The 25,993-nt window shown below is 44.3% G+C and carries 23 protein-coding genes and 1 tRNA gene; 8 read left to right on the forward strand and 16 right to left on the reverse strand.

The genetic code is table 11. The features are described 5' to 3' along the window. The first annotated feature begins 58 nt into the window (after window positions 1-58). Entirely contained in the window at window positions 59-1,699 is a 1,641-nt protein-coding gene (locus OO016_RS04855) for a BspA family leucine-rich repeat surface protein (RefSeq protein ID WP_304608068.1), read from the forward strand. Window positions 1,700-1,800: 101 nt separating this feature from the next. Here OO016_RS04855 and OO016_RS04860 read toward each other — a convergent pair whose 3' ends face one another. The 5 genes from OO016_RS04860 to dnaE all read right to left on the reverse strand — a co-directional run bounded on the left by OO016_RS04860 (window position 1,801) and on the right by dnaE (window position 9,679). After that, window positions 1,801-3,444 carry a tyrosine-type recombinase/integrase gene (locus OO016_RS04860; RefSeq protein ID WP_266011299.1) on the reverse strand — a complete coding sequence of 548 codons (1,644 nt, stop codon included), beginning with the start codon at window positions 3,442-3,444 and terminating at the stop codon, window positions 1,801-1,803. Window positions 3,445-3,625: 181 nt separating this feature from the next. After that, a tRNA-Asp gene (locus tag OO016_RS04865) sits at window positions 3,626-3,699 on the reverse strand. Between the two features lie 135 nt (window positions 3,700-3,834). Then, window positions 3,835-4,764 (reverse strand): DUF58 domain-containing protein, encoded by a 930-nt coding sequence (locus OO016_RS04870; RefSeq protein ID WP_266011301.1) that lies wholly within the window; start codon window positions 4,762-4,764, stop codon window positions 3,835-3,837. Window positions 4,765-4,845: 81 nt separating this feature from the next. Next, window positions 4,846-5,163, reverse strand: a complete 318-nt coding sequence (gene trxA, locus OO016_RS04875; protein ID WP_266011303.1) for a thioredoxin — start codon at window positions 5,161-5,163, stop codon at window positions 4,846-4,848. A gap of 133 nt (window positions 5,164-5,296) precedes the next feature. Next, entirely contained in the window at window positions 5,297-9,679 is a 4,383-nt protein-coding gene (dnaE, locus tag OO016_RS04880) for a DNA polymerase III subunit alpha (RefSeq protein WP_266011305.1), read from the reverse strand. Window positions 9,680-9,954: 275 nt separating this feature from the next. Between dnaE and OO016_RS04885 the strand changes: the two genes are divergently transcribed. Genes OO016_RS04885 through OO016_RS04895 form a run of 3 tightly spaced genes read left to right on the forward strand, consistent with a single transcriptional unit; the run spans window position 9,955 to window position 11,839 of the window. Beyond that, the gene (locus OO016_RS04885) at window positions 9,955-10,566 is read left to right on the forward strand and encodes a 30S ribosomal protein S16 (RefSeq protein WP_266011307.1); all 612 of its coding nucleotides are present in this window, start codon (window positions 9,955-9,957) and stop codon (window positions 10,564-10,566) included. A 16-nt stretch (window positions 10,567-10,582) separates the two neighbouring features. Continuing rightward, window positions 10,583-11,110, forward strand: a complete 528-nt coding sequence (gene rimM, locus OO016_RS04890) for a ribosome maturation factor RimM (protein ID WP_266011309.1) — start codon at window positions 10,583-10,585, stop codon at window positions 11,108-11,110. Window positions 11,111-11,119: 9 nt separating this feature from the next. After that, the gene (locus tag OO016_RS04895) at window positions 11,120-11,839 is read left to right on the forward strand and encodes a tRNA1(Val) (adenine(37)-N6)-methyltransferase (RefSeq protein ID WP_266011311.1); all 720 of its coding nucleotides are present in this window, start codon (window positions 11,120-11,122) and stop codon (window positions 11,837-11,839) included. 2 nt (window positions 11,840-11,841) lie between these two features. Here OO016_RS04895 and OO016_RS04900 read toward each other — a convergent pair whose 3' ends face one another. Continuing rightward, entirely contained in the window at window positions 11,842-12,720 is an 879-nt protein-coding gene (locus tag OO016_RS04900) for a dimethylarginine dimethylaminohydrolase family protein (protein WP_266011313.1), read from the reverse strand. Window positions 12,721-12,727: 7 nt separating this feature from the next. Beyond that, window positions 12,728-14,005 (reverse strand): amino acid permease, encoded by a 1,278-nt coding sequence (locus OO016_RS04905; RefSeq protein WP_266011315.1) that lies wholly within the window; start codon window positions 14,003-14,005, stop codon window positions 12,728-12,730. Between the two features lie 95 nt (window positions 14,006-14,100). Here OO016_RS04905 and OO016_RS04910 point away from each other — a divergent pair, with 95 nt between their 5' ends. Both OO016_RS04910 and OO016_RS04915 read left to right on the forward strand, forming a co-directional pair. Further along, a complete protein-coding gene (locus OO016_RS04910; RefSeq protein WP_266011317.1) occupies window positions 14,101-15,189 on the forward strand; it encodes an aromatic ring-hydroxylating oxygenase subunit alpha in 1,089 nt (362 codons plus the stop codon). Between the two features lie 98 nt (window positions 15,190-15,287). Further along, the gene (locus OO016_RS04915; protein ID WP_266011319.1) at window positions 15,288-16,466 is read left to right on the forward strand and encodes an acyl-CoA dehydrogenase family protein; all 1,179 of its coding nucleotides are present in this window, start codon (window positions 15,288-15,290) and stop codon (window positions 16,464-16,466) included. A gap of 6 nt (window positions 16,467-16,472) precedes the next feature. Here OO016_RS04915 and OO016_RS04920 read toward each other — a convergent pair whose 3' ends face one another. Then, window positions 16,473-17,531, reverse strand: coding sequence for a phosphotransferase enzyme family protein (locus OO016_RS04920; RefSeq protein ID WP_266011321.1), 1,059 nt, complete (start codon window positions 17,529-17,531; stop codon window positions 16,473-16,475). Window positions 17,532-17,546: 15 nt separating this feature from the next. Then, window positions 17,547-18,443, reverse strand: coding sequence for a nucleotidyltransferase family protein (locus tag OO016_RS04925; protein WP_266011323.1), 897 nt, complete (start codon window positions 18,441-18,443; stop codon window positions 17,547-17,549). A gap of 149 nt (window positions 18,444-18,592) precedes the next feature. On the opposite strand from OO016_RS04925, the gene hemN reads away from it, so the two are divergent. Together hemN and OO016_RS04935 are read left to right on the forward strand one after the other, a co-directional pair. Then, window positions 18,593-19,954, forward strand: a complete 1,362-nt coding sequence (gene hemN, locus OO016_RS04930; RefSeq protein ID WP_266011325.1) for an oxygen-independent coproporphyrinogen III oxidase — start codon at window positions 18,593-18,595, stop codon at window positions 19,952-19,954. A 31-nt stretch (window positions 19,955-19,985) separates the two neighbouring features. Further along, window positions 19,986-20,810: a universal stress protein gene (locus OO016_RS04935; protein WP_266011326.1), complete on the forward strand. Its 825-nt coding sequence runs from the start codon at window positions 19,986-19,988 to the stop codon at window positions 20,808-20,810. Window positions 20,811-20,843: 33 nt separating this feature from the next. On the opposite strand, the gene OO016_RS04940 is transcribed toward OO016_RS04935, so the two are convergent. Genes OO016_RS04940 through OO016_RS04970 form a run of 7 tightly spaced genes read right to left on the reverse strand, consistent with a single transcriptional unit; the run spans window position 20,844 to window position 25,983 of the window. Then, on the reverse strand, window positions 20,844-21,380 hold the full coding sequence (locus tag OO016_RS04940) for a DUF1643 domain-containing protein (protein WP_266011328.1): 537 nt from the start codon (window positions 21,378-21,380) through the stop codon (window positions 20,844-20,846). Next, window positions 21,377-22,135, reverse strand: coding sequence for an LOG family protein (locus tag OO016_RS04945; protein ID WP_266011330.1), 759 nt, complete (start codon window positions 22,133-22,135; stop codon window positions 21,377-21,379). Before OO016_RS04945 ends, OO016_RS04940 begins: the two co-directional genes overlap by 4 nt. 2 nt (window positions 22,136-22,137) lie before the next feature. Continuing rightward, entirely contained in the window at window positions 22,138-22,842 is a 705-nt protein-coding gene (gene deoD / locus OO016_RS04950; protein ID WP_266011332.1) for a purine-nucleoside phosphorylase, read from the reverse strand. Between the two features lie 2 nt (window positions 22,843-22,844). Next, complete coding sequence (gene deoC / locus OO016_RS04955) at window positions 22,845-23,498, reverse strand: deoxyribose-phosphate aldolase (RefSeq protein WP_266011334.1); 654 nt, start codon at window positions 23,496-23,498, stop codon at window positions 22,845-22,847. A gap of 10 nt (window positions 23,499-23,508) precedes the next feature. Next, window positions 23,509-24,780 (reverse strand): acetyl-CoA hydrolase/transferase family protein, encoded by a 1,272-nt coding sequence (locus OO016_RS04960; protein WP_266011336.1) that lies wholly within the window; start codon window positions 24,778-24,780, stop codon window positions 23,509-23,511. A 40-nt stretch (window positions 24,781-24,820) separates the two neighbouring features. Further along, entirely contained in the window at window positions 24,821-25,528 is a 708-nt protein-coding gene (locus OO016_RS04965) for a sulfite exporter TauE/SafE family protein (RefSeq protein ID WP_266011338.1), read from the reverse strand. An 8-nt stretch (window positions 25,529-25,536) separates the two neighbouring features. Then, a complete protein-coding gene (locus OO016_RS04970) occupies window positions 25,537-25,983 on the reverse strand; it encodes a FixH family protein (protein ID WP_266011339.1) in 447 nt (148 codons plus the stop codon). Window positions 25,984-25,993: the final 10 nt, after the last annotated feature.

Below are 25,993 nucleotides of genomic sequence, written 5' to 3' on the forward strand. Positions count from 1 at the left end.
TTTTATCATTTTTTATCGGAATTTATCATTCTATCTTCGAAGATTTAAAACCCCACCTATGAGATCATATTATACCCTATTCTCATTCATCATCATTCTTTTAATTGGTTGTACTAAAGATACGGATACCAATAAATTTACCTTAACAATATCATCTTCACCAACGGAAGGAGGAACTGTTTCACCATCAGGTGGTAGTTACAATGATGGTACTGTAGTTAGAATTCAAGGTACTCCCTCTCCTGGATATTCATTCGTTGAATGGACGGGTAGTATTCGAAGTAATCAAAATCCTTTGGATATTTCTATGGATTCTAATAAGACTATTACGGGTGTGTTTTCAAATTCCGATTTGGATGGTGATGGTGTAACTGATAATCTTGATCAATGTAATGACACCCCAAGTGGAATTCAAGTAGACCAGAATGGGTGTCCAGTAAACCCACTATACCTTGATGAAAATGGAGTAACTATCAAATGTTATGAATGGGGTAAAGTTGGGGATACAGGTGAGATTAATGGAATTACTTATACCATAGTTGACAACGAAACTATCAAAAAGGGTGATATCGATCTAACCAAAGTTTGTACTACCAAAGTTACGGACATGAGTTATTTGTTAGATTATACTGGAAATTCCTCTTTTAATGAAGATATCAGTTCATGGGATGTAAGTAATGTAACTACCATGGAGTATATGTTCGGTCAAAGTTCTTTCAATCAACCTATAGGAGGATGGGATGTAAGTAGTGTTACTAGTATGAGATTAATGTTCAACGGTTCACAGTTCAACCAGGATATTAGTTCCTGGGATGTGAGTAGTGTTACCAATATGGAAGGAATGTTTATTAGGAGTGTATTTAATCAACCTATTGGAAATTGGGATGTGAGTAATGTTACTGATATGAGTAGTATGTTTACATATTCAATATTCAACCAAGATATAGGTTCGTGGGATGTAAGTGGTGTTACCAACATGGATGGTATGTTTAATGAATCTGTTTTTAATCAACCAATAGGAAGTTGGAACGTAAGTAATGTATCCAGTATGTATACTCTATTTGCGTATAGTCAATTTAATCAAGATATCGGTTCTTGGGACGTGAGTAATGTAATCAATATGTCTGAGATGTTTAATCAATCTAATTTCAACAGACCTATAGGTTCTTGGAATGTAAGTAGTGTTACTAATATGAGGTTTATGTTTTCTTATTCTCTATTTAATCAAGATATCAGTTCCTGGGATGTTAGTAGTGTTACCAATATGGAAGCAATGTTTATAAATAGTGTATTTAATCAACCTATTAGAAATTGGGATGTGAGTAATGTTACTGATATGAGTAATATGTTTAATGGTTCTTCCTTCAACCAAGATATTAGTTCGTGGGATGTAAGTGGTGTTACCAACATGAATAGTATGTTTTCTGATTCCGTCTTTAATCAAGATATCGGTTCCTGGAATATCGTTAATGTTAATAATATAGGAGGAATGTTCTCATATTCACTATTCAATCAAGATATCAGTTCCTGGGATGTGAGTAGTGTAACGGATATGAACCAAATGTTTAGGTATAATAACGTTTTCAATCAGGATTTAAGTAGTTGGAACGTTTCCAATGTGACTAATTGTGGTTTTTTTAGTGACAACACCCCACAATGGACTCTCCCAAAACCCAACTTCACAAACTGTACAGAATAATTAATTGTAAATCCCAATATCAAAAACAACAAACCCCCTTAAATGGGGGTTTTCATATCGGGGATGACTTTTTCTCCTTATGGTAATTTTCAAACTCGTATTTAGTTTGAAAGGTTAAGAATTTTCTTTTTGGTTTCCTTGTATTCTTCTTCATCAATTAAATCGTTTTCATACCACATCCTAAGGTCCTGGAGTTTCTGTTCGGTTTCTTTATCAATTTTGAGAATAGGTTTGGATTCTATCTTGGAAACATTTTCAGAAAGATTGAAACCGAAATACATTTCATGATTGTTCTTCCATAAATCAGATGGTTTAATATCATAATAACCATTGAACACCTTTAAAGATGTGTGTCCAGTCATCAACATAATCTCCCTCTGATGTTTTCCTAATTCAATTTGTTCCCTAATAAAACTTCTCCTTCCTATATGAGATGATACAACACTCCATTTTGGAACTCTTACATCGGTTCCTTTAATAGGTTTTCCATCAATATCAAACCTTGGTTTATCAACTAATTCATCTATTTCGATTATTCTACAAACCTCTTTAATGTGTTTATTGAATTTTTGATTGGATATGGGATTCCCGTATTTGGTTCGTGGGAACAAATAATCATCCCTTTTTTTTCCACTACCATACTTACACCAAATGTGAAAACTAATCCTATTGGATGGAACTACTACAACCCCTCTCTTTGGGACTTTTTCCATTCGGAATTCCCATGTTCCTTTAGTTCTATCTTCCTTACCCTTTTCATCCTTATAGAATCGGAAATTATCTAATTTCATATTCAACATATCACCGTACCTACATCCTACACTACACAGGAATAACAACATATCTTTTACAATCTCATAGTTAGTGTATGTTCTTCGTTTTAATTCTTCCGATTTGATATTTGTTCTTTCATCAGTTTCAAAACCAAATTGTAATTCTTCCTTTTTTAAGTATTTGTGGTATTCATCATTCTCATAATCAAACTCTTTGAAATCATATATCTTCTTGATTTCATCTCTTGTTAAATAAATGATTTCACTTTTACCCTCTGTAATGATGTTTTTGGGGATTGTAAGTGTAATATTCTGTTGTTGTTTTCTGATCATCCACTCTCTGAAATTGGTAAAACCTCTTAATCTTTTTTTCAGTACGGAGGGTTGAAGATTTTGATTTTGATAACACCAATTCACAAATTTTTGGATGAATTCCTCATTGATGTCATCAATTAAAAGAGAGATGTTTTCTTTCAGTTCATAGTCTTCACAAAACTCCTTGATGTACTTTATTTGAGTTAGGATTGTTGTTTTATAGGATGGTTTGTAGTTCTCTTTTACATAAGTTTCGAATAATTGAAACATATAGAGAAAGTTTACTTCAGAGTACGTTTTCTTTCTACGTTCAACCCTTTTCTTCTTCAGAACACTTTTTACAATTTTAGGTAAGGGTTCTATTTCATCCTTTACTTTTAGGTTCCCAATAATTCTTTGTAACTCCCTTTCCTTTTGTTTAAGGATTAAATTTTTCCGTTTGTGATCCTTATCGGTTCTTTTAATTGGTTCTCTTTTCTTTGATTTATCCCAATCTTCATCCCAATCTTTAAGTTTAACTTTTATTCCTGTTGAATGATTTAGAACTTTTCCTTTCTTTTCACCATCCATTCTGTGGTAATACCTAATGAGAACTATTAATTCATCATTTGGTTTATACTCTGATTTCTTCTTCCTGTAATTTAACGAGAAATACATGTGGATGTGTTCTAAATGACCTTTAAAGGACTGATTTACTGGTGATAAGTTAAGAATTAATCACCTTATAAAAACGTAATAAATCAATAGATTTAGAACACAATTTGGAACACAAGGAAATAGGGAAGGGGATAAAAAGAAATAACCCACTCAAAATGAGTGGGTTATCTTCGCTTCTCAGCGGTCTGGACGGGACTCGAACCCGCGACCCCCTGCGTGACAGGCAGGTATTCTAACCAACTGAACTACCAGACCAATGATTTTATACTAACTCTTCGTAGGTACTCCGGCAACAGCCGGATTCAAATCTTGTTCATCTGCTTTTGTAAAGCAGTGTGCAAATATACGCTCCTAATTCATATCCGCAAATAAAAAAAACACTTTTCGGCTCTACACAAACTTTTGCCGTTCAATGAGGAAAGTGTTCAAAACCTTTTGGAATCTGTCCTGTATATCCACACCCACATACTTGATCTTGTACTGCCCGCATTTTAATTTGATTTTACGGATATATTCCTGCAGCTCAGCCTCATAAGAGGCCCTTAATTCTTCCGGATACACATCAATATGTTCCCCGGTTTCCACATCCACAAATCGCCTCGGGCTATTCTCAAAATTGAAATGTGCTTCGGTTTCGTAATCCAGCAAATGGAACAGCACTACTTCGTGCTTGTTGTATTTCAGGTGCCGCAGGGCATCAAAGAGTTTGTCGTCATCTTTGGCCGTCTGGAACATGTCCGTAAACAGGAAAATCAGGCTGCGCCTTTTGATTTTTTCTGCGATCTGATGCAAAAAGGTGTAGGTGCGCGTCTCCTTTGAGGGATAGGGGTCCAGGCTTATTTCACTCAGCTTGGAAAGCAGCATCTGGTGGTGGCGTTCACTTCCCTTTTCAGGGGAGTAGAAGTTATAGTTGTCCGAGTAAACACTCAAACCTACAGCATCCCGTTGCTTCTTGAGTATATTCATCAGGGCTGCAATGGCCAGCACGGAGTATCCTATCTTGTTGAGGTGGTCTATATCCAGTTTCTTCACCTCAGGATAATACATGGAGGCAGAATTGTCAAGGATCATGTGGCAGCGCAGGTTGGTTTCTTCCTCGTAGCGCTTGGTGTACAACTTGTCGGTCTTGGCAAACAACTTCCAGTCAATATGCCTCGTACTCTCCCCAGTGTTGTAGATCTTGTGCTCGGCAAATTCGGCTGAGAACCCATGGAACGGACTTTTATGAATACCACTGATGAACCCTTCAACTACCTGCTTTGCCAGCAGTTCGAGGTACTGGAATAGTGGGGCCTTATGTAATTCCGATGGGATATGCATAATTCAAACAGACTACTAAGATAAAACAAAAAAGGTCCGGCATGGGCCGAACCTTTTTGTTTGCTTCCTTGTTTAGGTAGATTACAGTGCCGCGTCAATAGCGTCTGTGTAAGCCTTTTTTGGGGATACCCCTACCTGGCGGCTCACAATCTCACCATTTTTGAAAACCAAAACAGTAGGGATGTTTCGTACGCCGTACTTGGCGGCATATTCCTGATGGGAATCCACATCTACTTTACCTACTACGGCCTTGCCTTCATATTCGTTGCTTACCTCGTCAATGATAGGGCCAACCATTCGGCAGGGACCACACCAGGCAGCCCAAAAATCTACCACTACAGGTTTATCGCTTTTAAGAACTACTTCGTCAAATGTAGCATCGGTTATTTCTAATGCCATGATTTATAAATTTTTAGATTACGCAAAGTTAGTCAATATTTATAGCCTATCCTTACTACAGCTGCATTCATTTTTCTTATGCACCTATCAGGCCTCCTTATACTTTAAATGCTCATGAAGATCAGCCGCAGGACTAGTTGAGCTTGTAGTGCACTTGCTGTTCTTCCAGGGCGGTGAGCAGTTCGCTGGTGATCTGGACCTTCTGTTTCCTACTGGCCAGGGTAACCTTGATTTCTTCCTCCATCTCGTATATAGTAAAACTGAGAGGGTGTTTTCCTTTATAAGAAATCAGGGTGTCTTTCAACTGGGTGATCTGATCTTCTTTCACTTGCTCCAGGCTCAACTTAATAGTAAGCCTTTTTGCAAAGGTTTCCATAGCCTCCTGCAACAGCAGGAACTGGTTGAATTGCAGTCTTGGCTCCCCTTTCTGCCCGGTTTCCCGGTTCACCCAGCCTTCTCTCACAAATACTTTGATCAGTATGAAGGAATTAATCATCAGGAAATGCCTGAATTTGAGGTATTCTTCTCCGAATATCCGGAATTCATGGGTGTCGGTATAGTCTTCTACCGTAAAGGCGGCCCAACCCTTGCCATTTTTGGATACCCGGTGTTGCACATCCGTAATTACACCGGCAAAGCTCAGTTCGCGATTCAGGAATTCTTCGGGCCTGCTGAAATAGGAAACACTGGCATTGCAGAATGCCTGTATCTCCTTCTGGAAATCGTCCAGGGGGTGCCCGGAAATGTAGATGCCAACCACCTCTTTTTCCCGTCGAAGTTTTTCCATGGTACCCCATTCTTCGCATGGGGGTATAACAGGTTCCGGGATCTGCACTTCACTGGCCTCGCCAAACAGGCTCACCTGCGAAGAATTGGCATTTTCCTGCATTTTTGCACCGTATTTGATGATCTTCTCCAGGAAGCTAATGCCATCCCCCTCATGGTGGAAATACTGGGCCCGGTGGGCATTCCCCAAAGAATCGAAGCCACCGGCCAGGGCCAGGTTTTCAAATGCCTTTTTGTTAGCCGCCCTCAGATCAACGCGCTTGGCCAGGTCGAAAACGGAATCATAATGGCCGTTTGCCTTTCGTTCGGAAACAATGGTTTCCACTGCAGATCGGCCTACCCCTTTAATGGCTCCCATACCAAAACGGATCGCATTATCCTGGTTAACAGCAAACTTGTAATAGGATTCATTGACATCAGGGCCTAATACTTCCAGCTCCATCCGCTTGCATTCTTCCATAAAGAAGGTCACCTGTTTGATGTCATTCATATTGTTGGACAGAACCGCTGCCATATATTCGGCAGGGTAGTGCGCTTTGAGGTAAGCGGTCTGGTAGGCTATATAGGCGTAACAGGTTGAATGACTTTTGTTAAAGGCATAAGAAGCAAAAGCTTCCCAGTCTTTCCAGATTTTTTCGAGTGTCTCCCGCGGATGTCCCCGCTCTTCCCCTCCGTTCAGGAATTTGGGTTTTAGCTTTTGCAGCAGGGCAAATATCTTTTTCCCCATGGCTTTCCTGAGAACATCGGCCTCACCCTTGGAGAACCCGGCCAGTTTCTGGGAGAGAAGCATTACCTGCTCCTGGTATACCGTAATGCCGTAAGTCTCTTTGAGGTACTCCTCCATTTCCGGCAGGTCATAGGTAATTTCTTCCTTGCCGTGTTTCCGTGCGATGAAGCTCGGGATGTATTCCATGGGGCCCGGACGGTAAAGCGCATTCATAGCGATGAGGTCGTCAAAAACCGTGGGTTTCAGATCTTTAAGGTGCTTTTGCATTCCTATGGATTCGTACTGGAAGATACCCACCGTATCCCCACGCTGGAAGAGCTCATACGTTTTTTCATCATCCAGGGGAAACTCATCCGGCACAAGTTGGATACCCTGACGGGCCTTGACAATTTTTACAGTGTCTTTGATCAGGGTCAGGGTTTTGAGGCCCAGAAAATCCATTTTCAGCAAGCCGGCACTTTCAACCACTGAGTTGTCGAACTGGGTTACATACAGATCCGAGTCCTTGGCCGTGGCCACCGGTACAAAATTGGTGATGTCGTCCGGGGTAATGATCACCCCGCAGGCGTGGATACCGGTATTTCTGAGTGAACCTTCCAAAACCCTGGCCAGGTTCACGGTTTCAGCCTCCAGGTCGTCACCTTCGGAGATGTTCAGGAGCTGGTTTACCTTGTCCATTTCATCAGCCCTGAATTTTTTCTTCAGATCGCTTTCCGGCACCCCGAAGATCTTCCCAAACTTCGCCATATTGGGGATGAGCTTCGCCAGGCGGTCGGCATCACTGAGCGGGAGGTCCAGTACCCTGGCGGTATCCCGTATACTCGATTTGGCGGCCATGGTACCGTACGTAATGATCTGAGCCACCTGGTTGGCTCCGTATTTGTTGATTACGTAGTCCATCACCTTGCCTCGTCCTTCATCGTCAAAATCAATATCGATATCCGGCATGGATACCCGGTCCGGGTTGAGGAAGCGCTCAAAAAGCAAATCGTACTTCAGGGGGTCTATATTGGTAATCCCCAAACAATAGGCCACCACAGATCCGGCGGCAGAACCCCGCCCGGGACCTACGGAAACGCCCATGTTTCTCGCCTCTCGTATGAAGTCTTCCACAATGAGGAAGTAGCCCGGGTAACCCGAATTTTTAATGGTCCCCAGTTCAAAATCGATACGCTCGCTAATAGCCTCCGTGATTTCCCCGTAGCGCTTTTTGGCGCCTTCGTAGGTGATGTGTCTGAGGTATTTGTTTTCACCTCGCTTGCCCCCATCTTCTTCATCTTCGGCCACATGAAATTCTTTAGGAATATCGAATTGTGGCAGGAGTACTTCCCTGGCCAGGTCATAAGCTTCAACCTTGTCTACAATCTCCTGCAGGTTGAGGATGGATTCCGGCAGGTCTTTGAACAGGGACTTCATGGAATCCGGTGATTTGAAGTAGTATTCCTGGTTGGGTAGTCCATAACGATACCCTCGGCCACGACCGATTGGAGTGGACTGTTTTTCTCCGTCTTTTACGCAGAGCAAAATATCGTGAGCATTGGCATCCTCTTTATCGCAGTAATAGGTATTGTTGGTGGCTACCAGCTTAATATTGTGCTTTTGGGCCAGGCTGATCAGTACTTTGTTGGCCCGGTCTTCATCTTCCTGTCCATGCCGCATAAGCTCCACATACAGGTCTTCCCCGAATTGCTCTTTCCACCACAATAAGGCTTCTTCGGCCTGCTTGTCACCCACGTTGAGGATTTTGGCCGGGATTTCTCCGTAAAGGTTACCCGTAAGCACAATAAGGTCTTCTTTAAACCGGGTGATAAGGGACTTATCTATACGGGGCACATAATAAAAACCGTCTGTATAGGCCAATGAAGACATCTTGGCCAGGTTATGGTAGCCGTTTTTGTTCTTGGCCAGGAACACCACCTGGTATCCGTAGTCTTTAACGTTCTTGTTGGTATGATCTTCACAAACATGGAACTCGCACCCGATTATGGGTTTGATAGGTTTCCATCGGGCATCTTCCCCTTTCTCTTCGGCCTCCTTGTTCCGGTCTTCCACGCTTTTGTTGTAGGCTTTAATTTCCTTAACAAAGTGGAAAGCCCCCATCATATTGGCGTGGTCAGTCAGCCCAACCGCGGGCATGCCAAATTCAGCGGTTTTATTCACAAGGTCCTTTATTCTGATGGTGGATTGCAACACCGAAAACTGCGAATGGTTGTGAAGGTGAACAAAAGGGGCCTCTTCAAGGGTGGCTATATTATCTTCAAGTTCCTCGTGTGAAAGGTCACTGTCGGCCGTTGACAGTTGTTCCCTGAGTTTTCGTGAGGCGTCCTTGAAATTGATATGTTTAAGACCAATCAGGGCTATGGGTTGCGGATGGGCCTTTGCAAAACTGGAAGGATAATCCGGACTCGATTTCAGCTGGGTTGTGGTAAACTCACCCCTCCTTATCAACTCAAAAAAGCAACGGGTGGTAGCTTCAACATCGGCTGTTGCGTTGTGTGCTTCCACAAAGGCCTCCTGAAAAAGGAATTCGTGCAGTTCGGAAAGGGTGGGCAGTTTGAATTTACCCCCACGACCCCCCGGAATCTTGCACAATAGGGCCGTTTCTTCGGTGCAGGTATCCAGTACGGGCATCTGTTCCATGTCATTGGGGAGTCCCTGCCGCAATAATTCTGCCCCCATGATGTTAATATCGAACCCTACATTTTGCCCGACAATAAACTTTGCTTTGGACAACACTTCGCGAAAGCGTTCCAGTACCAAATCCAGCGATTCTCCCTGTTGTTCTGCCAGTTCCGTGGAGATACCGTGTATTACCTCAGAATCATATGGAATGGTATACCCATCAGGTTTTACCAGGTAATCCTGCTGGTCCAGCAATTGGCCCATCTCATCGTGCAGTTGCCAGGCGATCTGTACGCATCGTGGCCAGTTATCCAGATCGCTCAAAGGAGCATCCCAGCGTTTGGGTAAACCAGTGGTTTCGGTATCGAAAATCAAATACATACTATACTGTGGCTTGGGTAAGCAGGCTATAAAAATAGCTAAATGAACTAATGGGCAAAAGGGTAGTTATCAGGAGTTATTAACGCACTCGCACTACCTGTTGTAAAAGGCAGACATCCTCATTTTTATATTCAGAATATTCTGCTGATTACCAGGCCTTAAAATAATGTTTTCCAAAGCATTGTGCATTAAAAGAAATAAAGTATCTTTGCCGTCCTTTTAAGGAATAAAGAATTAATAACTGAGGGTCGGGCACCCTGCAAAATTAATGTGATATGCCAGTAAGAATCAGACTTCAAAGACACGGAAAAAAAGGGAAACCTTTCTATTGGGTAGTAGCTGCGGATTCCCGCGCCAAGAGAGATGGTAAATTCCTTGAAAAATTAGGAATCTACAACCCCAACACCAATCCGGCTACCATAGATATCGACGTGGATAGCTCTGTAAAATGGTTGGAAAACGGAGCTCAACCTTCGCACACCGCAAAACGTATCCTTTCTTACAAAGGAGTTTTGTTAAAGCATCACCTGCAAGGTGGGGTTAAAAAAGGAGCTTTAACCGAAGAACAGGCTGAGGAGAAATTCCAGGCCTGGGTTGCTGATAAGGAAAAAGCTATCGCCAATAAGGCCAGCAATCTTGAAAAAGCAGAAGCTGATGCCAGGGCCAAAGCACTTGAGGCTGAGAAAGAAGTAAACGAGAAGCGTGCTCAGGCCGCCGCAGAAGCGGAAGCTGCAGAATTGGCTGAAGCAGAAGCTGCCACTGAAGAAGCACAGGCTGAAGATACTACAGCAGAAGCAACAGAGGCTGCTGCTGAGACCGAAACAGCGGTAGAAGAAACTACAGAAGAGACTGCTCCGGAGGCTGAGGCATCTGCTGAGGAAGAATAGAGAAGCCGGCAACACCATGCGTAAGGAAGATTGTTTCTACCTGGGCAAGATTGTTGCAAAACATAGCTATAAAGGGGAAGTCCTGGTAAAATTGGATACCGACGAACCCGGGATATACGAAAACATGGAATCAGTGTTTGTTTCAAGAGGAAACAGCCTGGTTCCATTTTTTATTGAACGCTGCAGGCTCCATAAATCTAACCTGCTGCGTATCAAATTTGAAGAGGTGAATGATGAGCCAGAGGCTGTGAATCTGGTTGGTTCCGGGTTATACCTGCCCCTGGAGCTATTGCCTGAACTGGAGGGGAACAAGTTTTACTACCATGAGGTTATCGGTTTCAGTCTGATGGATCAGAAACACGGTGATATTGGCGTAATCAAAGGAGTGAACGACAGTGTGGCTCAAGCCCTCTTTGAGGCTGAAAAAGATGGGAAAACCCTGCTGATTCCTATAAATGATGAGATCATCCTAAAGGTGGACCGTCAAAACAAAACCATACATGTAGCCACCCCGGAAGGCCTGGTTGAGCTGTATTTGTCCTAATCATTCACAATGAGCAGGAGTAAACCCTTCCGATTCAAGCAATTTACGATCCACCAGGACCGCTGTGCCATGAAAGTAGGCACGGATAGTGTGCTGCTTGGTGCCTGGGCACCTGTATTTCATAATCCGGTTTCCATATTGGATATAGGAGCAGGAACGGGCCTGCTTTCCCTTATGCTCGCCCAGCGCAGTCAGGCCGAAATTATCGACGCCATAGAAATACAGGATTTGGCCTTTGAACAATGTGTGGAAAATTTCGAAGCCTCACAATGGTCAGACCGCCTTTATGCCTATCACGCCTCCCTGCAGGAATTTGTTGCGGAAGTGGAAGATCAGTACGAGCTTATCATCAGCAACCCCCCTTTTCATTCCGAAGTACAGGCAAGCGCAGAACCCAGCCGGGACCTGGCCAGGCAGAACCTGTTTCTGCCATTTCCCGACCTTCTGCAAGGCGTAGGGCAACTATTGGCACCCATGGGCATTTTTGCTGTCATTTTACCTCATAAGGAAGTAACATCTTTTACCGACCTAGCAGCAACTGAAGATTTGCACCCTATTAAGGTACTAGCTGTACGCGGCAACCCTGAAGCACCTGTAAAACGAAGCCTTATCGCGTTCGCCCGGGGTAAAACAAACTTCGAATACGACGAGCTTATCATTGAGATGGGGAGGCATGTATATACACAGGATTACATTGCACTAACCCGGGATTTTTACCTGAAAATGTAAGGTTAATCCATTCTGTAAATGGGGCGTGTGAGGCAGGTAGGACCACCCCCGCCTTTGTAACTTATTTCCTGCCCTGCATAAGTATCAACTGTGCACCCTGCTTTTCGCAAAGCATTTTCGGTGTGTGGATTTCCTGCCACCATTATACATTCCCTTGGAGCTACAGCCAGTACATTGCAACCCATAGATTCGAATTCATGTTCGGGCACCTCCACAAGGGAAAAACCACGGTCTAGTAGTTCATTCCTGAATGCAATTGGCATGAGTAGGGAATAGACGACTGCCAGGTCTTTATCTACCGGACTTAAAATAGACATTAGATGAAAAACATCCGAAGGGCCTTTGTAATGGGGAAGTTCTGCTACCAAAACTTCAATATTGTAAGGAGCCAGCAGTTCTTTTAATTGTTTTATGCCGGATAAATTTGTGCGATAAGTATGGCCCACGGCCAACGTATTTTTGTTCAACCAGGCAACATCACCTCCTTCGAGCGTACCCGGGGCTTTAATGGTGCCAAGAACCGGAATATTACTGGCGTCAAAAAATTCTTTTTGCACCTTCGGTTCCAGGGCCCTGGCGTGCTTTCCCATATTGCAAATAATCATTCCATGATCTGTAGCAATGCTGGCATCACGGCAATAAATAGAATCTATTGTAACAAATTCAGATTCGGGGAAACAGCTTATGTGGGGTATTTTTTTGAAAAGTAATTTTTTGAATTCTTCGTATTCTTCTATCGCCCTGGTCAGATCAGGTTTGGAAAGGTAGTTGTGGGCAGCCCATTCATTTTTTAGCTTCTCCTCGCTAATAAAGGCATCCTTTACGGTTTTGATGAATACATATTTCAATTTTTTGTATTCAGACTGACAGGTGTTTTGCATCTGACTATTATGTTTGGTCTTTATTTTTCCATTTGACAAATACATAAAAGGGTATGCCTATCATCAACATAATAAATCCCCAGAATACCGATTCTTCCCCTGCGCCAAACAGGGCCCAAAGGGAATAGGAAAAGGCCAGGCTCCCCATGCCGTATATTCCCAACCATGGCTGGGAAGGCAACTTTTTTTCTAAAAGGATGCTAACATAGGAGGCAGCGGAAAAGAGATATGGAACTACGGCAATCATGGTGCCCAGTAAAATTAGAAACCTGAATTGCTCTACCAGGCCTTCGGTATAATTCATCAGCATTACTATAGAGGCCAGTGCACTCCCAATGATCATTCCATAAACGGGAATACCCTTTTTATTTTCTTTCTTGAAAATACCCGGAAAGAGTTTATCTTTTGCTATAGCCTTTGGCATTTGACCAACAATTAAGATCCACCCATTAAGGGCGCCAAAGGCAGCAATTGCAGCTCCACCGGCTACCAGCCCACGTCCAAGTTCTCCTGTCATTATCCCCATGGCATCTGCAAAGGGTGCCGGTGAGATCTCAAGTTCCTTCATTGGTACCATTCCCATAACAGCTGCTGTTCCCAATACATAAACCATAGTGGTTATTAAGGTTCCCAGGATGGTGGCCTTAGGGATGGTTTTTCCGGGGTTTTTTACGTTATCTGAGGGAATAGTTGCACTTTCAAACCCTAAAAAAGCATAGAGTGTCATCGTTGAGGTTATTGCAATAGCTTCAAAACTTGATGAATCACTTACATTGAAGGGGATAAAGTTGTCAATATTAAAAAAGAAAAAGCCCCCAATAATAATCATTAGTATGGGGGTGAGTTTAAGGATGGTTGTGACAACCTGGATTTTTCCCGATTCTCTTACCCCTCTGGTGTTTATCCAGGTGAGCAGCCAAATAGCACTTAGTCCCGTTAAAACAGAAATCAAGGAATTATTCCCCAATATTGGGAATAAAATACTCAGGGCGCTTACAAAGCCAATGGCGATTACAGCTATACCTATCCAGGTTGAAATCCAATACCCCCAGGCCACCAAAAAACCAGCGAATTCACCGAAGCCCGCCCTTGTATAAGCATAGGGCCCACCGCTTTTATCCAGGAACAATTTACTGAGCTTGCTGAAAACCAGGGCCAGCACAAAAGTACCCAATGAAGAAGCCAGCCAACCCATAATACTGATTCCTCCATATGCCGCGAGGGCAGCAGGCATCATAAAAACGCCTGCCCCAACCATATTGCCAATAACCAGCGAGGTACTCATCCATAACCCCAGTTTTTTATTATCGTTTTGATTCATCGGTTTAGGTTGGTTCTGAAAAGAATTATATATTTTTAAATGTACTAATTAAAAAGAGAGTGTCTCAAAAATTCAGTATTGACCCTGATATTACCAGGGCTAAAACCTTGCCGGCTCATTTTTACAGGGACCCAGAAGTATTTGAAGCTATCAGGGACAAGGTTTTCTACAAATCCTGGCAATGGATAGGGGACAGGAGAAACCTCGATGCTACAGGTGGTACCTTGCCTTTCACTTTACTGGAGGGGTTTTTGGATGAGCCTTTGGTTCTTACCAGGGACAAGTCCGATAAGATTCATTGTCTTAGTAATGTTTGTACACACAGAGGTAACCTGGTAGTTCAGGAAGGGGGCAAGGCAAAGAAACTGATATGTGGGTATCACGGCCGCAGATTTACACTTAGCGGCCATTTTGAACATATGCCCGAATTTGCCGAAACCAGTGATTTTCCGAGGGATTGCGATGACTTGTTTGACTTTCCTCTTCGTCAATGGGGTCCTTTTTTATTCGCTGGCCTGAACCCTGCTTTTGATTTTCAATCCGTGATCGATGGAATGAACGAACGCGTAGGATTCCTTCCGCTCAACAGGTTCCATCTTGATGAATCCCGTAATAAGGATTATTACATCAATGCGCATTGGGCACTCTACTGCGATAATTACTTGGAAGGGTTTCATATTCCTTTCGTTCATGAGGATCTTAATGCCGTGCTGGATTATGGAGATTATGAAACCGTGCTTTACGATCATATGAACCTGCAAATTGGCTATGCCAGGGACAATGAGGATATTTTTGAATTGCCAAATGGGCATATAGACCACGGTAAGAAGATAGCTGCCTATTACTACTGGGTGTTTCCCAATATGATGTTTAATTTCTATCCATGGGGATTATCATTGAACCTCGTCCAACCATTGGCTAAAGACAAAACAAAGGTTTCTTTTATCAGTTATGTTTACGATCCCACCAAATTGGATAAAGGGGCAGGTACTGGTCTTGATAAAGTAGAGCTGGAAGATGAAGAAGTTGTTGAGGGTGTTCAAAAAGGACTGTCATCCAGGTTCTATAAAGCAGGCAGATTTTCTCCAACCCGTGAACAGGGGGTTCATCATTTTCATCTGCTTCTCAGTAAGTTTTTAAGCAACTGAAAGAATAATAAACCCCGAGATGAATTCCCTTGAAATAGTATAAGGCTGCATTGGTTGATACGGGGGCATTAAGTACCTTTGTTCAAAACCATTAAAGAATGAAACCCGACCTCTTTGAAGCCCCTGATTACTATAATTTAGATGATTTATTAAGCGAGGAACACAAGCTCGTAAGGGATGCTGCACGCAGCTGGGTAAAACGGGATGTTTCACCCATAATTGAAGAATATGCCCAAAAGGCAGAATTCCCGAAACAGATCCTGAATGGCCTTGCTGAAATTGGTGCTTTTGGTCCATATATTCCCGTGGAATACGGAGGTGCTGGCCTGGATCAGATCAGTTATGGCATTATCATGCAGGAGATTGAAAGGGGCGACAGCGGTGTGCGTTCCACTGCTTCCGTGCAATCATCACTGGTAATGTATCCCATTTATGCATACGGGACCGAAGAGCAACGCAAAAAATACCTCCCTAAACTGGCAACCGGGGAATTGATGGGCTGTTTCGGGCTAACTGAACCCGACCATGGTTCCAACCCCGGAGGTATGGTTACTCATTTCAAGGATGAGGGTGATCACTACCTGCTCAACGGGGCAAAACTCTGGATCTCCAACTCACCTTTTGCAGATATTGCCATCGTCTGGGCTAAGAATGAAGAGGGAAGGATCCACGGGCTTATCGTGGAGCGTGGCATGGAAGGATTCTCCACTCCTGAAACCCACAACAAATGGTCACTTCGGGCCTCAGCTACAGGAGAGCTGATCTTTGACAATGTAAGGGTCCCGAAAGAGAACTTGCTGCCGGGTAAGAACGGACTTGGGGCCCCTCTGGGCTGCCTGGATTCTGCCCGATACGGCATAGCCTGGGGCGCCATTGGTGCCGCTATGGATTGCTACGATACGGCACTTCGTTATGCCAAGGAACGTGTTCAGTTTGGTAAGCCCATAGCAGCTACACAACTACAGCAGAAGAAGCTGGCTGAAATGATTACGGAAATTACCAAAGCACAATTGCTGGCTTTCCGTCTGGGACAACTCAAAAACGAAGGCAGGGCTACCACGGCCCAGATTTCCATGGCCAAACGGAACAATGTGGAAATGGCCATCAAGATAGCAAGGGAAGCCAGACAGGTACTCGGTGGTATGGGAATCACTGGTGAATACAGTATAATGCGGCATATGATGAACCTGGAGTCTGTAATTACCTATGAAGGAACCCATGATATCCACCTGCTTATCACCGGGGCAGATATCACAGGACACCAGGCATTCAAATAGATAAGATCAGCTCAGAAAGTATTTTCCAATCACTTCCTCCAGAAACGAGGTTTCTTCCTCCGCCAGTGAGGCAAACCGGAACAACGCGAGGGAACGGTCCAGGTTTTGGCTGGGATAACTTACCTGATAATATCGGTCCCCCAGCAGAAAGTCTGTCAAAGCTCTTACTCCATGAAGGTATGGCATCATTTGCGCCCCGTGAGGAAGCGATTTAATTTCCTCAATATTAAGCTCAGGGGCCGTTTTGCTTAGGGCAAATATAAATGCTTCACAATAACTTCGATTAAAGGTAATTTTATCAAGATCGCGTTCATCCTCCGCGGAGGGGTTAACCACCGTTCGCAGGGCATCCCCGAAATCATAGTAAAAATAACCCGGCATTACTGTATCCAGGTCGATCAGGCAAAGCCCTTTTCCGTCCCTTTTAGAGAAAAGGAAATTGCTCATTTTGGTGTCATTGTGGCAAACACGCAGGGGTAAGCTGTAATTTTGCTTCGCAAGCAACGGCTCTCTTTTAGCCTGTGCGAATCCAATAGCCGCTTTTGCTTTTTCCAATCGTTCTGCGGAAGCTGAGGATAGTGCCTCGTCAAACTGCTCCAATCGTTTGCGGAGCGATTGGAACCCGGGAAGGAAATCTTTAAAACCTCCGGGATCGGCTTTTCCCAGTAACTGATGAAATAATCCCAGAATTCTTCCTGTTTCTGAGGCCATTTGTTCGCTAGTGCAAAACAGGCTGCTAAAACTGTCAGGGACATAGGTGATTAGGCGCCAGTATTCTCCGGAAGGCGTTTTTATGCAGTCGTCCCCTGTTTTGGCAGGAATAAGTTCAGGGCCACAATACTTCGGGTCCTGCAGGAAGGTCAGTGCACGCCTTAAATTTTCCATAAGGCTTTCCACATCCTCAAAGACCGCAGAATTTAACTGCTGCAGTACATAGGTAGGCTTTCCTTCATATTCTATAGCAAAGGAACGGTTGATGTAACCGGAATCCAGAGGCCGGATCCCGGAAGGATGAGGGGGGACAGGGAAACCGCTAAGTACAGCATGTATTTCCTTTTGTCCCATATGAAAATTCTTTGTTTACACAGTCACTGCGGGCCAGAGCGGACTAGGGTACCCCCCGGCACCTGTCATTTCCTGAAGTTTTTCCATAGCCTTCTCCTTGTCGTCAAGATAGGTAACACCAAACCACAAGCTTTCTGAAGGTATCACTTTTACTTCTGCCAGCTGGCTTTTGAGCATTGCCTGTATTACAAATGGCAGATAAACTTCTCCACGTTCCAGGTTATCTCCCTGAGCAATAAATGCCTTCAGGTCTTTGGTGATCTGATCGAATATCGTTGGCTGGCATACCCAGAAGTTCATGCTCACCAATTCCTCACCGGTAAATGTTAAGCCAGAATCTGTATCCACAATACCATTGTCCTGCTCTTGTATTTTGGTACGTTCAACTACGGATAGCAGTTGATCTCCTTCCTGCTCGCAAACCCCTCGGGATACAGAGCCGTGCTCGGAAAGGGTATCCTTCAGGGTATAGGCTACCAGACCAAAGGCATCTGAGCCATCTTCGGATCTGATGAACTGGGCGGCGTTGCGGTATGCATTTTTTCCGTAGTAATCATCAGCATTAATAACCACAAAGGGGGCATCTATGACTTCCCTTGCTGTCCATACTGCATGGGCAGTACCCCAGGGTTTGGCTCGCTCCCCATCAAATTCTATTCCTGCAGGAAGGTCTTCCAATTGCTGAGCCAGTACATCGAGCCTGATCCCGTCCGGTAATCGCGGACTGAGATAGTCCCTGAGGAAATCCACATTGTTTTTCTGGGTAATAACCACGATATGGTCGAAGTCATTCTGGAGGGCATCGTAGATGCTGAATTCCATCAGGAACTCCTCTTCTGGCCCAAGGCCATCAAATTGTTTTAGTTTTCCGTAGCGGCTCCCTTTTCCGGCAGCCATGAGCAACAAAATCATAGATATCTTTTATGCTGGCAAAAATAGGTTTTATGGGCCAACCTGAAAGGAAGAGTAGATGTATTTCCGTTTTTTAACGATAAGATAAACTGATTTATATCATTTTTTGCAGTATGCAAAGCAGTTAGCTTTGTGAGAAAGTGCTAGTTATGTCCAGTTTAGTTGCCAAATACAACGTTCCAGGCCCCCGTTACACCAGTTATCCCACAGTACCCTATTGGGACATGGATACCTTCTCCGGCAAGCGCTGGAAAGAATCCCTGAAACGAAGCTTTGATGAAAGCAATCAGGAGAATGGGATAAGCCTGTACATTCACCTTCCCTTTTGTGAAAGCATGTGTACCTTCTGCGGTTGCCACAAGCGAATCACAAAACGGCATGATGTAGAAGTCCCGTATATAAAAACCCTCCTCAGAGAGTGGAGGCTGTATTGCGACTTATTGGGGGCGAGACCTAGAATCAAAGAACTGCACCTTGGTGGTGGTACCCCCACTTTTTTCTCTGCCGAGCACCTGGAAATGCTCATTAATGGCATATTCCGATGGGCAGACCGGGCCGAGGATTACGAATTCAGCTTCGAGGGCCACCCCAACAATACCACACGCAAGCATATGCAGGTATTGTACAACCTGGGCTTCAGGAGGGTGAGCTTTGGTATCCAGGATTACAGCAAATCCATTCAACAGGCTATACACAGGATTCAGCCCTTTGAGAACGTAAAAAATGTAACTGAATGGGCCCGGGAAATAGGCTATACTTCAGTGGGGCACGACCTTATTTACGGACTGCCGCACCAGCACATTTCACACGTAGAGGCTTCAGTAGTAATGACCAAGTCGCTGATGCCAGACCGTATAGCATTCTACAGTTATGCCCACGTTCCCTGGTTAAAGGGCAACGGACAAAGGGGGTTCAGGGATTCTGACCTCCCCAGCCCCAGGGACAAACAGCACCAGTACGAATGGGGGAGGGAACTGCTAATTGAAGCCGGCTATGAAGAGATAGGCATGGATCATTTTGCCCTGAAAAGCGACAGCTTGTATAAAGCCATGGAAGATGGCAGCATACACCGAAATTTTATGGGATATACCATTTCTACCACCCAATTGATGATTGGACTGGGAGTTTCCAGTATTGGTGACAGCTGGTATAGTTTTGCCCAGAATGTCAAGAGCCTTGAGGAATACGAACACCTGGTTTATAATAACATTATCCCGATATATCGTGGCCACATCCTCACCAAAGAGGATCGGATTATAAGAAAACACATACTCAATTTGATGTGCCGGTTCCACACATCCTGGGATCAACAGGATCAGCAGTTTCCGGAGCTTGCCCATGCGATGGAAAGATTAGGGGAGATGGAACAGGACGGTCTTGTGGTTATAACCCCCACGGAATTGATCGTCACGGAAAAAGGAAGGCCCTTTATCCGGAACATTTGTATGGCCTTTGACCTGCGAATGCAGCGCAAAGCCCCGGAAACCCAGTTATTTTCAATGACCATCTAAGTATGGTATATTCACCTTAAATTCCTGAATCATGAAAACCATTATTGTCCCCGTTGATTTTTCCGAACAGTCCGAATATGCGCTTAAAGTGGCAGCCTCCCTGGCCAAGCAATACGATGCTCAGATATTGGCTTTGCATATGCTTGAATTGAATGAAGCCATGATTTCATCATCAGAAGGTTTTCACCCGGAACAAACAGTATTCCTGCTGAAACTTGCCGAGAAACGCATAAGTGATTTCCTGGACAAAGCCTATTTGAAAGGGGTAAAAAAAGTTACCCCCATTATTAAACACTTCAAGGTTTTTGGAGAGGTGAATGATGTGGTGGAAAGGCATGGTGCCGATTTGATTGTGATGGGATCACATGGCAGCGATGGCCTCAGGGAGATTTTTGTGGGATCCAATGCCGAAAAAGTGGTACGCCATTCCGAAGTACCGGTATTGGTGATAAAAGATGAAATGGAAGACTTTAAAGTAGATACCTTTGTTTTTGCCTGTGCCTTTAAGGAAGAAAGCTTGGGAGCTTTCCATAAGGCCTGGAGCTTTGCGGAAAAACTCAACGCAGATTTTCACATGGTGTATATCAATACACCCGGTGATAATTTCCTGAGCGACCAGGATGCGCAGGAAAAAATCTCCAATTTTATGGAAAAGGCCGGAACGGACCATGAGGTCAATATCTTTAATGACTACAGTGTTGAAAAAGGGGTATTGAATTTTTCTGAGAAAATCAATGCCGATGTAATAGGTATTCCCACACATGGAAGAAAGGGCTTATCTCACTTCTTTATGGGTAGCATTGGGGAGGATATTGCTAATCATTCCAAAATCCCGGTAATTACGTTCAAGATATAACCAGCATCCATATATTTTTAAAGGGACTTTGCTTCAGGGTCCCTTTTCCTTTGTGCTAAAAGGATGCACAAAATCTTTGTAAGTCCCTCGAGAAGGATGAGATCTCGTCTGGAGCACGGGTTTTTCAGGAAATTCCTCCAGAAAACGCATTACAACCTTTTGACGCTCCGGAAACCCGCAGGTTTTCCCCCAGGCGATTAACGCGATATGTGCTTTGGAGATTGCATATTGTAGATAATGATCATTCAAGGGTCCTACCTGTTTGGGATTTCCCTGAAAGCTGCGGGTTTGGATATGGGCAAACAGGTTAACGATGGTCAGTTCACTAATATCCTTAAAATAAGCAGAAGGCTTCTCAAAAATTAGTTTTTCCAGGAATTGCACGGATTTGTCGGCCTGGTTTTCGTTGGCTATGCTTGGGTTCAGCATAATTGCACATACCTGTTTTCCCGAAGTTTCCTGAACTCTTTTGATTTCCATCAGGTAGCGGTACTTGCCACAATTTGAGAATACCGCTGTTACTTTCAGGCCTGCTAAATGTCGGAATGATTTTGGACGGGGTTTCTTCATCGGCGAGCGGATGCTTTGGTGCCCCATTCCCCAAACCACCACTTTGGTTTTTTCTGCATTTTCACCAGGTTAAACCGCTTAATTGCATGTGTCTGGATATGTGCAACCATCTCTTCAACGGAATCTGTCATGAAAAGGAGGTCCATATCATTTGGGCTGATACTCTCGTTTTTAGCCATCAGCTGAATATGTTCATATAGTTCCTTGTGATATTCTTTACCCATAATGACTACCGGGAAATCAGCAATCATTTGTGTCTGGATCAGGGTGAGGGATTCGAAAAGTTCATCCAGTGTGCCTATCCCTCCCGGCATTACAATAAAGGCATAGGAATATTTCATGAGCAGGAACTTGCGAACAAAAAAGTAAGGGATGTCTATCCAGCGATGTAAATAAGGGTTGGGTTTCTGTTCAAAAGGTAGAATTATATTGCAGCCAACGGAGTGCCCACCTGCTTCATATGCTCCCTTGTTGGCGGCCTCCATGATTCCCGGACCGCCGCCGGTCATAACGGTAAAGCCAAGTCGGGCCAATGCCGCACCCACTTCTTCCGCCTGTTGGTAATAGGGATTGTCCGCTTCAAAGCGCGCAGAGCCAAATACGGTTACGCAAGGGCCTATAAAGTGCATTTTCCGAAAAGCCCTAATGAAGCTAAACTGTACTCTAATAGTGAAGAAGAATTCGCGTATCCGGGATCGCGGACCCTCGAGAAACCTTGATTCCGCTACTTCGAGCCGATTTAACCTCCTTTTCATTCCTATTCTGCATTGGTGCAATTCAAAGCAATGCTAACCATCTCACCGAAGCCCTGTTCCCGCGCTTCAATACTGATTCGTTCCCTGGTCAGCAAATGATCTGCAATGCTCATGATAGCAAGGGCCTTTACCCCGTGTTGGGCGGCAAGGGTATACAAACCTGCTGTTTCCATTTCTACGCACAGCACCCCAAACCGGGCCCATATCTCATAACTGTCGGGGTCAAAATCATAGAACTCATCCGCTGAAAGCACATTCCCGGCTTTGAATGCAATACCATTCTCACGGGCATACCGAACTGCGCTGAGGAACAATTGACTGTTTGCCGTGGGGGCATAGCTTCCTGGTAAACGGTACTGGTTGATCGCAGAAGTAGTGGAGGACGACATGGCGATGACAACGTCGCGCAATTGGATGTCCTTCTGGTAAGAGCCCGCTGTACCTACGCGAATCAGAGTTTTTACTCCATAATCACGGATAAGTTCCGAGTAGTATATCATTGCTGAAGGAATCCCCATTCCGCTGCCCTGTACAGAGACCGACTTTCCTTTGTAGGTGCCTGTGAATCCCAGCATACCCCTTACCTGGTTGTAACAACGGGCATTTTCCAGAAAGGTTTCTGCTATCCACTTTGCCCGGAGTGGGTCACCCGGCAATAATACTGTTTCTGCAATTTCTCCTGCTTTGGCTTCAATATGCAAGCTCATGCTTATTCTTTTGTTTTCATCATGGCTACTCCAGCCGAAGCGCCTATACGATGTACCCCTTGCTCGATATACATCAGTGCGGTTTTGCGGTCACGAATACCACCGGAAGCTTTGATTTTACAACGATTTCCCACTATCTCCCGGATCAGGGATATATCTTCCGGGCTGGCACCCCTGCTTCCGAAACCAGTTGAAGTTTTGACAAAATCTCCCCCGGCTTCCACAACTAATCTGCTGGCTGTTTGTATTTCCTCTTCAGAAAGATAACAAGTTTCAATGATAACTTTTAATTCCTGCCCATTACCCATGAGGGACTTGATCTTGCTTATCTCTTCACGTACAGCAGAATAGTGGCCAGATTTAAAACGGCCAATGTTTATTACCATATCCAGTTCGTCTGCCCCGTTGGAAAGGCAGTATTCCGCCTCAGCCAGCTTAATCGGGGTGGCGGTAGCTCCCAATGGAAAGCCAATTACGGCTGCTTTTCTTACCTGTGAACCATCCAGTACTTCACGGGCCAGAGGGAGGTAAGTGCTGTTAACACATACCGCATAAAAACCGTAATACAAGGCCTCCTCACAGAGTGATTCAATATCGCTGGGTGTAGCCGTAGCTTTTAACAGGGTGTGGTCTATATATTTCTCAAGTGGTAGCATCCTTTATTTTTTATCCTCTTCCAAAACGGTCATATGCTGCCCTGTCCAGTATTTCCCTGTGATCCGGATGTGCAATGGATACAAGTGCTTTGGCCCGTTCATACAGGTTTTTTCCAAACAGGTTTACCACCCCGTACTCGGTAACAACATAATGTACGTGGGCACGGGTTGTGGTTACACCGGCTCCCTGTTTAAGGGTAGGGGTAATTTTCGATAAGCCTTTATTAGTTACTGAAGAAATGGCAAATATGGGTTTTCCTCCCTCAGACATCGTAGCCCCGCGAATAAAATCCATTTGTCCTCCCACACCGGAGAAAAGCCTTGTTCCAATAGAGTCTGCACAAACCTGTCCGGTCAGATCTATTTCGATTGCACTGTTGATAGCGGTTACTTTGGGATTTCGGCTGATGAGGTAAGTGTCATTGGTATAGGCGGCTTCCTTAAAGTGAACTACCGGATTATCATTTACAAAATCGTATAGCTTTTTTGTTCCTGCCGCAAATGCCGTTACCACCTTTCCTGTTTTCATCTCCTTCTCCTCTCCCGTTATTATCCCTTCTTCGAGGAGGGGAAGCAAACCATCCGAGAACATCTCAGTGTGTACTCCCAGCCTTTTGTGGTTGTGCAGATTGGTCAGGACCGCGTTGGGTATGTTTCCGATTCCCAGTTGCAGCGTAGCGCCGTCTTCAATGAGATTGGCCACATGCCGCCCTATTTCGTGCTCAACATCTGAGATAGGGGTCATGGGGGAAACATGAATAGGGGCGTCTACTTCAATGGCCAGGTCTATCTTATCCATATGGATTATTCCATCTCCATGGGTACGAGGAACCTGGGGGTTGATCTGGGCTACTACCATCTTGGCCGTTTGAATTGCCGGAATAACAATGTCCACAGATACTCCCAGTGAACAATATCCATGCCTGTCCGGAGGGGAAACCTGTACAAGAGCAATATCGAGTGGAAGGATATTCCTTCGGAACAGCAGGTGAATCTCACTCAGGAATACGGGGATATAATCTCCCTGGTTGGTATTGACAGCCTTGCGAACGTTTCCGCCAACAAAGCAACTGTTGATCTTAAAGGCTTTATTGTAAGGGGGAATGGCGTAATTTACCTGGCCTTCGGTATGGATGGAGATGACCTCCACATCCTTTAGTTCTTCATATCGTTCACAAATACCATTGATAAGCGTATTTGGGGTCATGGCTGCGCCCTGGAGAAACAGGCGATCTCCGGATTTAACTACGGCTGCTGCTTCTGCTAAGGATACTATTTTCATACAATTAGAATTTGAGGTCTGGCCTGATAATAAAAAAGATTTAGGGAGTATGGCATTCCATTTCCGTTGTCTGCATGTTCATACCGGGTTTCGGGGATATATAGGGGATACCAAGACCCATACCTCTCAAAATGAATAATACTCCAATAATAACAATGAAAACCGGGATTGCTTTTTTGATTTGTTGTCTGAGCGACCCTTTCAGCAGGCTTCCGAAATACACGGTTGCCGTCATTAAGGGTACTGTTCCCAGGCCAAAAATAATCATATACAGTGCTCCGGAAGCAGGATCTCCTGAGGCAATCGCACCGAGCAAGGCCATGTAGACAAGGCCACAGGGGAGAAACCCATTTAAAAATCCTATGGTGAGGAAAGTGTCCGGGCTTTTGCTCTTGAGGGATTCGCCAAGCCAGCTTTTGATTTTACCCACAACCTTATATACAGGACGAGCAACGCTAAGCCGACCCAGGTATTTATAGGGGATTAGCACCAGAATTATCATGATTGCCCCTATAGCAATGGATAATTTCTGCTGTACCCCAAACAAATACAATCCTTTGCCTATTAATCCAAATAACAATCCGATAATACCATATGCCATCAACCGGCCAACGTGATATATGGTTACCTGCCCGAGCTTTTTAACAGGTAGTTTATGATCCACCGGCAACATGAAGGCTATGGGCCCGCACATACCCACGCAGTGCAAGCTTCCCATCAAACCCAAAACCAGTGCGGAAAGTAACATAGGAGTGATTAATAGTTGATACTTTCTTTAATGAGGTAGTCCTGCTCATTGTGCGACCAATAAATACGAATGTCCCAACGACCATCCACAAGCTGCTTGTCAGGTATGAGCAAATGTGTATTGGATAAACTTACGGGTAAGTCAAAATCCAGGTGCTTGTTGGATGGTCTGTATAGGGACACTTTTCCTTGAGTATTTTCAAATTCGAAATCATCCGGAAAAGTGATCATAAGCCCTTCTCCGGTTTTGGTAAAAGTTGTGGCCCTTGCATAGTCAAGGGCATTTTGTTGTGCGTCTATTTCCTGCTGGTAGGCCAGTTCCTCCTTGTAATACTCCCGTGTTACCAGGTCGTGGTTGGCCTGGTTCCTTGTACTTGCCAGTACAACGAAATAGAGAATAAAGACGATAAAAGCTATAAAAGCCAGTACGATACCCGTACCCCATGAAATTTTCATATCCTTTTTT

This window comes from Lentiprolixibacter aurantiacus (genome assembly GCF_026241225.1).
GTDB classification, from domain to species: domain Bacteria; phylum Bacteroidota; class Bacteroidia; order Flavobacteriales; family Flavobacteriaceae; genus Lentiprolixibacter; species Lentiprolixibacter aurantiacus.